This window comes from Pseudoalteromonas sp. OF5H-5 (genome assembly GCF_021530695.1).
In the GTDB taxonomy this organism is placed as follows: domain Bacteria; phylum Pseudomonadota; class Gammaproteobacteria; order Enterobacterales; family Alteromonadaceae; genus Pseudoalteromonas.
Map to the genome: position 1 here is coordinate 198,396 of NZ_JAKGBF010000012.1, position 10,689 is coordinate 209,084.

Annotated in this window: 18 protein-coding genes; all 18 read left to right on the plus strand. The window is 44.4% G+C overall.

Annotated elements, in window-relative coordinates; genetic code table 11:
- Positions 1 to 17: 17 nt before the first annotated feature.
- The 18 genes from L1271_RS17570 (at position 18) to rplQ (ending at position 9,952) form a co-directional block, all read left to right on the plus strand.
- Positions 18 to 857 (plus strand): polysaccharide deacetylase family protein, encoded by an 840-nt coding sequence (locus L1271_RS17570; RefSeq protein ID WP_235368408.1) that lies wholly within the window; start codon positions 18 to 20, stop codon positions 855 to 857.
- A gap of 617 nt (positions 858 to 1,474) precedes the next feature.
- On the plus strand, positions 1,475 to 1,843 hold the full coding sequence (gene rplN, locus L1271_RS17575) for a 50S ribosomal protein L14 (protein ID WP_010378257.1): 369 nt from the start codon (positions 1,475 to 1,477) through the stop codon (positions 1,841 to 1,843).
- A 10-nt stretch (positions 1,844 to 1,853) separates the two neighbouring features.
- The gene (gene rplX / locus L1271_RS17580) at positions 1,854 to 2,168 is read left to right on the plus strand and encodes a 50S ribosomal protein L24 (protein ID WP_010378260.1); all 315 of its coding nucleotides are present in this window, start codon (positions 1,854 to 1,856) and stop codon (positions 2,166 to 2,168) included.
- A gap of 15 nt (positions 2,169 to 2,183) precedes the next feature.
- Positions 2,184 to 2,723: a 50S ribosomal protein L5 gene (gene rplE, locus L1271_RS17585; protein WP_010378262.1), complete on the plus strand. Its 540-nt coding sequence runs from the start codon at positions 2,184 to 2,186 to the stop codon at positions 2,721 to 2,723.
- Positions 2,724 to 2,733: 10 nt separating this feature from the next.
- Positions 2,734 to 3,039 carry a 30S ribosomal protein S14 gene (gene rpsN / locus L1271_RS17590; protein ID WP_010378264.1) on the plus strand — a complete coding sequence of 102 codons (306 nt, stop codon included), beginning with the start codon at positions 2,734 to 2,736 and terminating at the stop codon, positions 3,037 to 3,039.
- A gap of 20 nt (positions 3,040 to 3,059) precedes the next feature.
- On the plus strand, positions 3,060 to 3,452 hold the full coding sequence (rpsH, locus tag L1271_RS17595; RefSeq protein WP_010378266.1) for a 30S ribosomal protein S8: 393 nt from the start codon (positions 3,060 to 3,062) through the stop codon (positions 3,450 to 3,452).
- Positions 3,453 to 3,465: 13 nt separating this feature from the next.
- Entirely contained in the window at positions 3,466 to 3,996 is a 531-nt protein-coding gene (gene rplF, locus L1271_RS17600; RefSeq protein ID WP_102057674.1) for a 50S ribosomal protein L6, read from the plus strand.
- A 9-nt stretch (positions 3,997 to 4,005) separates the two neighbouring features.
- A complete protein-coding gene (gene rplR, locus L1271_RS17605; protein ID WP_010378271.1) occupies positions 4,006 to 4,356 on the plus strand; it encodes a 50S ribosomal protein L18 in 351 nt (116 codons plus the stop codon).
- Positions 4,357 to 4,365: 9 nt separating this feature from the next.
- Positions 4,366 to 4,872 (plus strand): 30S ribosomal protein S5, encoded by a 507-nt coding sequence (gene rpsE / locus L1271_RS17610; RefSeq protein ID WP_010606806.1) that lies wholly within the window; start codon positions 4,366 to 4,368, stop codon positions 4,870 to 4,872.
- Between the two features lie 6 nt (positions 4,873 to 4,878).
- Positions 4,879 to 5,058, plus strand: coding sequence for a 50S ribosomal protein L30 (gene rpmD / locus L1271_RS17615; RefSeq protein WP_010378276.1), 180 nt, complete (start codon positions 4,879 to 4,881; stop codon positions 5,056 to 5,058).
- Positions 5,059 to 5,062: 4 nt separating this feature from the next.
- On the plus strand, positions 5,063 to 5,497 hold the full coding sequence (rplO, locus tag L1271_RS17620; RefSeq protein ID WP_095728863.1) for a 50S ribosomal protein L15: 435 nt from the start codon (positions 5,063 to 5,065) through the stop codon (positions 5,495 to 5,497).
- 11 nt (positions 5,498 to 5,508) lie between these two features.
- Complete coding sequence (secY, locus tag L1271_RS17625; RefSeq protein WP_010606805.1) at positions 5,509 to 6,837, plus strand: preprotein translocase subunit SecY; 1,329 nt, start codon at positions 5,509 to 5,511, stop codon at positions 6,835 to 6,837.
- Positions 6,838 to 6,859: 22 nt separating this feature from the next.
- Entirely contained in the window at positions 6,860 to 6,973 is a 114-nt protein-coding gene (rpmJ, locus tag L1271_RS17630) for a 50S ribosomal protein L36 (RefSeq protein ID WP_002959476.1), read from the plus strand.
- A gap of 131 nt (positions 6,974 to 7,104) precedes the next feature.
- Positions 7,105 to 7,461: a 30S ribosomal protein S13 gene (gene rpsM / locus L1271_RS17635; protein WP_010378282.1), complete on the plus strand. Its 357-nt coding sequence runs from the start codon at positions 7,105 to 7,107 to the stop codon at positions 7,459 to 7,461.
- A gap of 13 nt (positions 7,462 to 7,474) precedes the next feature.
- The gene (gene rpsK / locus L1271_RS17640; RefSeq protein WP_010378285.1) at positions 7,475 to 7,861 is read left to right on the plus strand and encodes a 30S ribosomal protein S11; all 387 of its coding nucleotides are present in this window, start codon (positions 7,475 to 7,477) and stop codon (positions 7,859 to 7,861) included.
- Between the two features lie 21 nt (positions 7,862 to 7,882).
- The gene (rpsD, locus tag L1271_RS17645) at positions 7,883 to 8,503 is read left to right on the plus strand and encodes a 30S ribosomal protein S4 (RefSeq protein ID WP_017218390.1); all 621 of its coding nucleotides are present in this window, start codon (positions 7,883 to 7,885) and stop codon (positions 8,501 to 8,503) included.
- Positions 8,504 to 8,527: 24 nt separating this feature from the next.
- Positions 8,528 to 9,514, plus strand: coding sequence for a DNA-directed RNA polymerase subunit alpha (locus tag L1271_RS17650; RefSeq protein ID WP_010378288.1), 987 nt, complete (start codon positions 8,528 to 8,530; stop codon positions 9,512 to 9,514).
- Between the two features lie 39 nt (positions 9,515 to 9,553).
- Complete coding sequence (rplQ, locus tag L1271_RS17655) at positions 9,554 to 9,952, plus strand: 50S ribosomal protein L17 (protein ID WP_010606804.1); 399 nt, start codon at positions 9,554 to 9,556, stop codon at positions 9,950 to 9,952.
- The last annotated feature ends 737 nt before the right edge of the window (positions 9,953 to 10,689 follow it).

Genomic DNA, 10,689 nt, shown 5'->3' on the forward strand with positions numbered 1-10,689 from the left:
ACAATAAGGACAAACAAATGGCAAAGTTATCTTCTAATTTAGTTTCTCACTTCAGTTTGGCCGCCATGATGGCAAGCGCTCTGCTCGTGAATACGTCTAGTATAGCGGCAGATAACAAACAAACCTTTAGTTACCCCAATAACGCTCGTAACGCAATAAGCCTTACGTTTGATGATGCAAGACCAAGTCAAGTTGATGTGGGAGTGCCGCAACTCAATCGCCACAAGGTGAAAGGCACATTTTATGTTATGCCACCACAGGTGAAGGAAAAGCTCGCATTGTGGCAAGCCGCTGTGAAGCAGGGGCATGAAATAGGTAATCACACCAGTGAACACTTATGTACGGGCAACTTTGCCTGGCTAAGGGAAAAGGACAAAGGACTCGAACAGGTTGATTTGGCCTACATAGAACGGGATGTAGTAAGCACCACAAAATATATTGAAAAGCATTTGGGCGTAACACCTAGAAGCTTTGCATACCCTTGTGGTAATACCTTTGTTGGTCGCGGCGCTGAAGTAAAAAGTTATGTGCCTGTGATTGCGAAGCATTTTGACAGTGGCCGCACGTGGTTAGATGAAACCGCTAACCACCCAACTTATACTGACTTTGCGCAACTCACCGGAATCAGGATGGACGGTGTTAGCTTTGAAGAACTAAAAGGGCTACTGGAGCATCTTAGGGCGAATAACAGTTGGATAATTCTTGCTGGACATGAGGTGGGCGAAAAAGGCATGTACACCGTCGACACCAAAATGTTAGACCAGCTTATTCCTTACTTACAGGACCCTAAAAACGGTTATTGGTTAGACACCGTAAGCAATGTGGGCGATTACATCAAAAGTAAAAGAGAGCCGTAGGTCGAGATTTATCTCGACTTCTCACAGGACCCTAAAAACGGTTATTAGTTAGACACCGTAAGCAATGTGGGTGATTACATCAAAAGTAAAAGAGAGTCGTAGGTCGAGATTTATCTCGACTTCTCACAGAACCCTAAAAACGGTTATTGGTTAGACACCGTAAGCAATGTGGGTGATTACATCAAAAGTAAAAGAGAGCCGTAGGTCGAGATTTATCTCGACTTGACGATTTCTAAAATTCTCTCGTCGCTCCATATAGCTGTTTGCTCAAAGCTTGAGCTTGTTTGTGAGAAAAGGATGAGAAATTCTTGTTCACAGCCTACTAAGCGATATGCCTAAACAATAATCGAAATAAAATTTTCGCTGTAAACTTTGTTTAATATTTGCGCAAGTGGTTGAATTCTCGATTGCTTGCCGCCATATCCTCAAACTGTAATCGGTACGTCATGTTAACGCGTTAAATTAATTAAAAATTGAACTATCTTTGATGCGACATTGCTGATACAATTGCCCGCCCTTGAAAGACATAATCACAGTTTTTTGAGTGGAATTTAACCTAAATGCCTTGATTTTGAACGAAATCTAGGCGAGTTGTAACTACACCGGAGGTCATTAAGATGATCCAAATGCAAACTCAGCTGGACGTTGCTGATAACAGCGGCGCTCGCAAAGTGCAGTGTATAAAAGTCCTTGGTGGTTCGCACCGTCGCTACGCAGCGGTTGGCGACATCATTAAAGTTTCTGTTAAAGAAGCGATTCCTCGCGGCAAAGTGAAGAAAGGTGATGTTAAAAACGCAGTAGTAGTGCGTACTAAAAAAGGCGTACGTCGTCCAGACGGCTCTTTAATCCGTTTCGATAGCAATGCGGCTGTTATCTTAAATGATAACTTACAGCCTATTGGTACTCGTATCTTCGGCCCTGTGACTCGTGAACTTCGTACTGAAAAGTTCATGAAGATCGTTTCACTAGCACCAGAAGTACTATAAGGAGTCGATCATGGCAGCAAAAATCCGTCGTGATGACGAAGTAATCGTACTAGCCGGTAAAGACAAAGGTAAGCGCGGTAAAGTGCTTTCAGTTGTTACTGAAACTGGCCGAGTATTTGTTGAAGGCGTTAACATCATCAAGAAACACCAGAAGCCTGTACCACAACTACAGCAAGCTGGCGGTGTTGTTGAGAAAGAAGCGTCAGTCGACGTATCAAACGTAGCGATTTTCAATGCCGAAACTGGCAAAGCGGATCGTGTAGGTTTTAGATTTGAAGACGGTAAAAAAGTCCGTTTCTTCAAGTCTACCGGTAAAACTATTTAATAGTTGGAGTAGACGATGGCGAAACTGCATGAAGTGTACAAAGACAAAGTGGTAAAAGAGCTTCAAGAGAAGTTCGGTTACAGCTCTGTCATGCAAGTCCCTCAGATCGAAAAGATCACACTTAACATGGGTGTGGGCGAAGCCCTAGCTGACAAGAAAATTCTAGAAAACGCAGTAGCAGACCTAGAATCAATCTCTGGTCAGAAGCCTCTAGTGACGAAAGCACGCAAATCAGTTGCTGGCTTTAAGATCCGTGAAGGTTACCCAATTGGCTGTAAAGTAACCCTACGCGGCGAGCGTATGTGGGATTTCCTAGAGCGTTTAGTCTCTATCGCGATGCCACGTATTCGTGACTTCCGCGGTGTTAGCGCAAAGTCTTTTGACGGTCGCGGTAACTACTCTATGGGCGTACGTGAACAAATCATCTTCCCAGAAATCGATTATGATAAAGTAGACCGCGTTCGCGGTATGGATATCACAATCACTACTTCTGCGAAAACAGATGACGAAGGCCGTGCGTTGTTAGAAGCGTTCAACTTCCCATTCAAAAAGTAAGGGTAGGGTTATGGCAAAGAATTCAATGAAAGCACGTGACGTAAAACGTGCTAAATTAGTTACTCAGTATGCTGAAAAGCGTGCTGCGTTAAAAGCTATCATCAGCGATGTTAATGCATCTGATGATGAGCGTTGGGATGCAGTGTTAAAGCTACAGTCTTTACCACGCGATTCTAGCCCTTCACGTCAACGTAATCGTTGTAACATCACGGGCCGCCCTCATGGTTACCTTCGCAAGTTCGGCTTAAGCCGTATTAAAGTTCGCGAAGCAGCGATGCGCGGTGAAATTCCTGGCCTTAAAAAGGCTAGTTGGTAATAGAATCACGGGAGTAAGACATGAGCTTGCAAGATCCAATTGCGGATTTGTTCACACGTATCCGTAACGGTCAGTCTGCGAAGAAGGTATCTGTTTCAATGCCAACTTCAAAGCTGAAAGTAGCTGTAGCTAAGGTACTTAAAGACGAAGGTTATATCACTGACTTCGCAGTATCTGGTGACGTAAAAGCAGAATTGACTATCGAACTTAAGTACTTCGAAGGCAAAGCTGTAATCGAAAACATCCAGCGTGTTAGCCGCCCTGGTCTACGTATCTATAAGAGACGTGACGAATTACCTAAGGTAATGGGTGGTCTAGGTATCGCTATCGTATCAACTTCTAAAGGCCTGATGACAGACCGCGCTGCGCGTACCGCTGGCGTTGGTGGTGAAATCATTGGCTTTGTAGCTTAATCGGAGGGGAACTATGTCTCGTATAGCGAAGGCTCCAATCAATGTTCCTGCCGGTGTTGAAGTTACAATTAACGGCCAGGACATCAAAGTTAAAGGCAAGAACGGTGAATTAACTCGCACAATCAACGATGCGGTTGAAGTTTCACTAAACGACAACGTTATCACTACAGCTCCTCGTGAAGTTGCTAATGCTTGGGCTCAAGCTGGTACTGCACGCGCGCTAATCAACAACATGATTGTTGGTGTTAACGATGGTTATGAGAAGAAACTACAGCTAGTAGGTGTTGGTTACCGTGCGGCAGTTAAGGGTAATACATTAGATTTAACCCTTGGCTTTTCTCACCCAGTGAACTTCGAGATCCCAACAGGTATCACTATCGAAGCTCCAAGCCAGACTGAAATTGTTGTTAAAGGCGCAGACAAGCAGTTAGTTGGTCAAACAGCTGCTAACATCCGCTCATACCGTGAACCAGAGCCTTATAAAGGTAAAGGTGTACGTTACGCTGATGAGCACGTGCGTCGTAAAGAGGCTAAGAAGAAGTAAGGTAAGACGATGGATAAGAAAACAGCTCGTCTACGTCGTGCTAAGCGCACTCGTAGAAATATTATCGAACAAGGCACAACACGTCTTGTTATCCACCGCACGCCACGTCACATTTACGCTCAAGTAATCAATGCTGAGGGTAATGTACTGGCTGCTGCTTCTACTGTTGAAAAAGCAATTGTTGAAACAGTTAAAGGCACAGGCAACATCGAAGCGGCTCAAGCAGTTGGTAAAGCAATCGCTGAGCGCGTAGCTGACAAAGGCGTTGAAAAAATCGCTTTTGATCGCAGTGGCTTTAAATATCACGGCCGTGTGAAGGCGCTAGCTGATGCTGCGCGCGAAGCCGGTCTGCAATTCTAGGAGTAGACAATGGCTAACGTAGAAGCAAAAGCACAACAGCCTGAATTGGCTGAAAAGCTAATCGCGGTAAACCGTGTGTCTAAAGTGGTTAAAGGTGGTCGTATCTTTAGCTTCACTGCACTAACAGTAGTTGGTGATGGCGCTGGTAAAGTAGGTTTTGGTTATGGTAAAGCACGTGAAGTTCCTGCTGCTATTCAAAAAGCAATGGAAAAAGCACGTCGTAACATGATCACTGTTGAACTAAAAGGTAACACGCTACAGCACCCAATCAAGGGTCGCCACGCGGGTTCTAAAGTATACATGCAGCCAGCATCTGAAGGTACAGGTATCATCGCAGGTGGTGCGATGCGTGCAGTACTAGAAGTAACTGGTGTACAGAACGTACTATCTAAAGCATACGGTTCAACTAACCCGATCAACATCGTTCGCGCAACTATCGCAGCGCTAGAGAATATGAATTCTCCAGAAGGTATTGCTGCGAAGCGTGGTCTTAGCGTTGACGAAATCTTGGGGTAAGACACCATGGCAAACACAGTAAAAGTAACTCAAGTACGTAGCTCAATCGGTCGTTTACCGAAGCATAAAGCTACATTACGTGGCCTTGGTTTACGTCGTATCAATCACACTGTTGAGCTAGAAGATACGCCAGCAGTTCGCGGTATGATCAACCAAGTTTCTTACATGGTTAAGGTTGAGGGGTAATTCGATGAACTTGAATACACTTTCACCTGCTGCAGGTTCAAAAACAGCTGGTAAGCGTGTTGGCCGTGGTATCGGTTCTGGTCTTGGTAAGACTGGTGGTCGTGGTCACAAAGGTCAAAAGTCACGCTCTGGCGGTAAAGTACGCGTTGGTTTCGAAGGCGGTCAAATGCCTATGCAACGTCGTCTACCTAAGTTTGGTTTCACTTCACGCAAGTCTCTTGTGTCTAAAGAAGTGAATCTATTCGAAATCGCTAAAGTTGAAGGCGATGTGGTAGATCTAAACGCGTTACAGGCAGCTGGTATCGTTAAAAAGAACATCCAGTTCGTAAAAGTTGTAAAATCTGGCGAAGTTTCACGCGCTGTTACTGTTAAAGGCATGAAAGTGTCTAAAGGTGCACGCGAAGCTATCGAAGCTGCCGGAGGCAAGGTAGAAGACTAAGGAAGTACGCTATGGCTAAACCAGGTCAAGATATGCAAAGTGCACAAAGTGGGCTTGCGGAACTGAAGCGCCGATTACTATTCGTATTGGGTGCTATCATTATTTACCGTCTGGGCTCTTTTGTGCCAATCCCTGGGATTGACGCCGCTGTACTTGCCGAATTCTTCGAGCAACAAAAGGGCACCATTGTTGAGATGTTCAACATGTTCAGCGGTGGTGCGCTTGAGCGTGCATCGGTATTGGCGCTAGGTATTATGCCGTACATCTCGGCTTCGATTATTATGCAGCTATTAACGCACATACATCCTGCGATGATAGAGCTTAAGAAAGAAGGTGAGCAAGGGCGTAAGAAAATCAGCCAGTATACGCGTTATGGCACGCTTGTGCTTGCTACATTCCAATCGATAGGTATCGCTACTGGTCTACCTAACATGATGGAAGGCCTAGTTGTGAATCCAGGCTTCGGCTTTTATTTCACAGCTGTAGTGAGCTTAGTCACAGGAACTATGTTCCTTATGTGGTTGGGCGAACAAATCACTGAGCGTGGTATCGGTAACGGTATCTCAGTTCTAATATTTGTTGGTATTGTAGCTAACCTGCCGTCTGCAATTGGTTCGACAGCAGAAATGGCGCGCCAAGGTGATCTGCATATTTTAGCATTGTTATTGATTGCGGTAATCGTATTCGCTGTAACTTACCTAGTTGTGTTCTTCGAACGTGGTCAACGTCGTATCGTTGTAAACTATGCGAAGCGTCAACAAGGTCGTCAGGTATTTGCTGCTCAAAGCACGCACTTACCACTAAAAGTTAACATGGCGGGTGTTATTCCACCAATCTTTGCTAGCAGTATCATTTTGTTCCCTGGTACAATAGCAAGCTGGTTTGGCCAAGGTGAAGGTCCGGTCGCTGATGTGCTACAAGCTATCTCAGCAGTATTGACTCCAGGTCAACCACTGTATGCGATGGTATTAGCTGCGGCTATTATCTTCTTCTGCTTCTTCTACACTGCGTTGGTGTTTAACCCGCGTGAGACAGCAGATAACCTGAAAAAATCTGGCGCTTTTATTCCAGGCATTCGTCCAGGTGAGCAGACATCTAAATACATTGATAAAGTGATGACACGCCTGACATTGGCAGGTGCTTTGTATATAACCTTTATCTGTCTGGTGCCCGAGTTTATGACTATGGCATGGCAAACGCCATTCTACTTCGGCGGTACATCGATTCTGATTATCGTTGTTGTCATCATGGACTTTATGGCACAAGTACAGACTCATATGATGTCACATCAATATGATTCTGTGCTGAAAAAAGCGAACCTTAAAGGCTACGGCCGTTAAGGTCAGTTTACGGAGTTGAGTAATGAAAGTACGTGCTTCCGTTAAGAAAATTTGCCGTAACTGCAAAGTAATCAAGCGTGCAGGTGTTGTACGTGTGATCTGCAGTGAGCCAAAGCACAAGCAAAGGCAAGGCTAAGCAAATTAAGTCGTGCAGGCTGAGTAACTTTACTTAGCCTGTTTCTTTGGTAAAACTTGAATGTCGGTTGGGTATCCTATACGGGCTTTCCAGCAAGATGATAATCAAGTTTATTTATAGGAGATATGTTAGTGGCCCGTATCGCAGGCATTAACGTTCCTGATCATAAGCATGCTGTTATCGGTTTAACAAGCATCTATGGTGTAGGTAAAACTCGCGCTAAGGCGATCTTAGCTGCGACAGGTATCGCTGAAACTACTAAAATCGGCGAGTTAAATGACGAAACACTTGACATCCTTCGTGAAGAAGTTGGCAAGTACACTGTTGAAGGTGATCTTCGTCGTGAAGTTACACTAAACATCAAGCGTCTTATGGACCTTGGTTGTTTCCGTGGCTTACGTCACCGTCGTTCGCTACCACTACGTGGTCAGCGTACTAAGACTAACGCGCGTACTCGTAAGGGTCCTCGCAAGCCTATCAAGAAATAAGGTGGGGTAAGTTATGGCAAAAGCACCAATTCGTCGTAAAAAGGTCAAAAAGCAGGTTGTTGACGGCATGGCTCACGTTCATGCATCTTTCAACAACACGATTGTGACCATCACTGACCGTCAAGGTAATGCTCTTTCTTGGGCGACTGCGGGTGGTTCAGGTTTCCGTGGTTCTCGTAAGTCTACTCCATTCGCTGCACAGGTTGCTGCGGAGCGTGCAGGTGTTGCTGCACAAGAGTACGGTCTTAAGAACCTAGAAGTATTCATCAAAGGTCCAGGTCCAGGCCGTGAGTCTGCTGTTCGTGCATTGAATGCTGCTGGTTACCGTATCACTAACATCACTGACGTGACGCCAATTCCACACAATGGTTGTCGTCCACCGAAGAAACGTCGCGTATAACAATAGGTTAGGAGAAAGAACATGGCAAGATATTTGGGCCCTAAGCTCAAGCTGAGTCGTCGTGAAGGTACTGACCTGTTCCTTAAAAGCGGCGTAAGAGCAATTGACTCTAAGTGTAAACTAGAAACAGCACCTGGTCAGCACGGCGCACGTAAAGGTCGTCTATCTGATTACGGTTTACAGCTACGTGAAAAGCAAAAAGTTCGTCGTATCTACGGTGTACTAGAAAAGCAATTCCGTAACTACTACAAAGAAGCTGCTCGCCTTAAAGGTAACACAGGTGAAAACTTGTTACAGCTTCTAGAGCAACGTCTAGACAATGTTGTATATCGCATGGGTTTTGCAAGCACACGTGCTGAAGCACGTCAGCTAGTAAGCCACAAAGCGATTATGGTTAATGGTCGTGTTGTTAATATCCCTTCTTTCGTAGTTACTCCTGAAGATGTAGTAGTAATTCGCGAGAAGTCTAAAAAGCAAGCGCGTATCATCGCTGCTCTAGAGTTGGCTGAGCAACGTGAAAAGCCAACTTGGATTGAAGTTGACGGTAAGAAAATGGAAGGCACTTTCAAGCGTCTACCAGAGCGTTCTGATCTGTCTGCGGACATTAACGAACAACTAATCGTCGAACTTTACTCGAAGTAAAGTTAAGAGTTAAGAGAGGATAAAATGCAGGGTTCTGTAACCGAATTCCTAAAACCAAGATTAGTCGATATCGACGCTGTAAGCTCAACGCGTTCTAAAGTAGTTTTAGAGCCTCTAGAGCGTGGTTTTGGCCACACACTAGGTAATGCTCTACGTCGTATACTTCTTTCATCTATGCCTGGTTGTGCTGTGACAGAAGTTGAAATTGACGGCGTATTGCACGAGTACAGCGCGAAAGAAGGCGTACAAGAAGACATCATTGAAATTCTGTTAAACCTTAAAGGTCTAGCGGTATCTCTAGAAGGTAAAGATGAAGTTTTCCTTACCCTGACTAAGTCTGGTGTAGGCCCTGTGACTGCGGCTGATATCCAGCACGACGGAGATGTGACTATCGCCAACCCTGAGCATGTCATTTGTCACTTAACTGCTGACAATAGCGAAATCAGCATGCGCATTCGTGTTGAGCGTGGTCGCGGTTATGTACCGGCGTCTAGTCGTTTATCCTCTGATGACGATGAGCGTCCAATCGGCCGTTTGTTGCTAGATGCATCATTCAGCCCGGTTGAGCGTATTGCGTACTCGGTTGAGTCAGCTCGTGTTGAGCAGCGTACAGACTTAGATAAACTAATCATCGATATGGAAACGAACGGCACTTTAGATCCTGAAGAAGCGATCCGCCGTGCGTCAACTATCCTTGCTGAGCAGTTAGATGCATTCGTAGACCTACGTGATGTTTCTGAGCCAGAAGAGAAAGAAGAGAAACCGGAGTTCGATCCGATTCTACTTCGTCCAGTTGATGACTTAGAACTAACTGTACGTTCTGCAAACTGTCTGAAAGCCGAGCAAATTCAATATATCGGTGACTTAGTACAGCGTACTGAAGTTGAGCTTCTGAAAACACCAAACCTTGGTAAGAAGTCTCTAACTGAAATTAAAGACGTGCTAGCTTCACGTGGTCTATCTCTGGGTATGCGCCTAGAAAACTGGCCACCTGCAAGTCTAGCTGAGTAATCTAAGTTACTATATTAGTTTAGTTAGAAGGATAGGGTCATGCGCCATCGTAAGAGTGGTCGTCAATTAAACCGTAACAGCAGCCATCGCAAAGCGATGTTTAGCAACATGGCTGGTTCTTTGGTGAAGCACGAAATCATCAAAACTACTTTGCCTAAAGCAAAAGAGCTGCGCCGTGTAATTGAACCTTTAATCACACTGGCTAAGACTGACAGCGTAGCAAACCGTCGTTTAGCGTTTGCTCGCACGCGTGATAAAGAAGTAGTTGGTAAATTGTTCTCTGAGATCGGTCCACGTTTCGCGGATCGTCCAGGTGGTTACACTCGTATTCTTAAGTGTGGCTTCCGTACAGGTGACAATGCGCCAATGGCTTATATTGAACTACTAGATCGCCCAGCGACAGAAGAAGTTCAAGAAGACGCGCAGTCTGCAGAGTAATTAGTCTTTTTAAAGACACAAAAAAGCCGAGCATAGCTCGGCTTTTTCTTTTTATATCCCTTAAGACTTTTGCGTCTGTTTATAATAACTAAACGCTCTCTCATATCTTTTGGTCACTATTCTTATTAGCTTCATTTATAAAGTTAGCAATTGAAGAACCTGCAACTGCTAACTCATACATTACCGACAATGTATTCTGCTCTAATCAACATAAAAATTGAACTTGGTCCAGTTGATAAAATAAAAGAGGGCTTACAGCTATTCATCTTCTACAACAGTAGTTTTTAGGAGTTATCTCAATTCCCTCAGCCTAAACTGAATAGATTCAGTTTAGGCCGGTTTGTTTTATAGATAGTGTTCACCAAGTCCATACTAAAAAGTGCTATCTATAGTAGACACACCTCTCTTACATATTTGTAGATTCGAAAATTGTGTTAATTAAACTAGAAAAGTCGCCTTTAGAAAGCCTAATATGCCTTATTAACGTGTTAAAAATGAACGTTTCGGCTTTTTTTTGCTCGAGCGATCTATTTTTTGCAATTTTCTTTAAAAAAAGGGTTGCACTAAAATCGGATCGCCCTATAATGCGACCCCACTGACACGGGGCGCTACGCTGAAAAGCAAAGCAGCAACGAGTTAGCGTCAAGTAAAACTTAAGTTCGAAACTTCTTCTCAAGAAATTCAAAATTAAGTGTTGACAAAAAAATGGGAATGCTTAGAATGCACATCCCTCGAAA

Coding starts and splice junctions, on each gene's coding strand:
- rpsE (WP_010606806.1), top strand. CDS start 4,366: ATGGCTAACGTAGAAGCAAAAGCACAACAGCCTGAATTGGCTGAAAAG.
- rplE (WP_010378262.1), top strand. CDS start 2,184: ATGGCGAAACTGCATGAAGTGTACAAAGACAAAGTGGTAAAAGAGCTT.
- L1271_RS17650 (WP_010378288.1), top strand. CDS start 8,528: ATGCAGGGTTCTGTAACCGAATTCCTAAAACCAAGATTAGTCGATATC.
- rpsK (WP_010378285.1), top strand. CDS start 7,475: ATGGCAAAAGCACCAATTCGTCGTAAAAAGGTCAAAAAGCAGGTTGTT.
- L1271_RS17570 (WP_235368408.1), top strand. CDS start 18: ATGGCAAAGTTATCTTCTAATTTAGTTTCTCACTTCAGTTTGGCCGCC.
- rplQ (WP_010606804.1), top strand. CDS start 9,554: ATGCGCCATCGTAAGAGTGGTCGTCAATTAAACCGTAACAGCAGCCAT.
- rpmJ (WP_002959476.1), top strand. CDS start 6,860: ATGAAAGTACGTGCTTCCGTTAAGAAAATTTGCCGTAACTGCAAAGTA.
- rplO (WP_095728863.1), top strand. CDS start 5,063: ATGAACTTGAATACACTTTCACCTGCTGCAGGTTCAAAAACAGCTGGT.
- rplX (WP_010378260.1), top strand. CDS start 1,854: ATGGCAGCAAAAATCCGTCGTGATGACGAAGTAATCGTACTAGCCGGT.
- secY (WP_010606805.1), top strand. CDS start 5,509: ATGGCTAAACCAGGTCAAGATATGCAAAGTGCACAAAGTGGGCTTGCG.
- rpsD (WP_017218390.1), top strand. CDS start 7,883: ATGGCAAGATATTTGGGCCCTAAGCTCAAGCTGAGTCGTCGTGAAGGT.
- rplR (WP_010378271.1), top strand. CDS start 4,006: ATGGATAAGAAAACAGCTCGTCTACGTCGTGCTAAGCGCACTCGTAGA.
- rplF (WP_102057674.1), top strand. CDS start 3,466: ATGTCTCGTATAGCGAAGGCTCCAATCAATGTTCCTGCCGGTGTTGAA.
- rpsH (WP_010378266.1), top strand. CDS start 3,060: ATGAGCTTGCAAGATCCAATTGCGGATTTGTTCACACGTATCCGTAAC.
- rpsN (WP_010378264.1), top strand. CDS start 2,734: ATGGCAAAGAATTCAATGAAAGCACGTGACGTAAAACGTGCTAAATTA.
- rpmD (WP_010378276.1), top strand. CDS start 4,879: ATGGCAAACACAGTAAAAGTAACTCAAGTACGTAGCTCAATCGGTCGT.
- rplN (WP_010378257.1), top strand. CDS start 1,475: ATGATCCAAATGCAAACTCAGCTGGACGTTGCTGATAACAGCGGCGCT.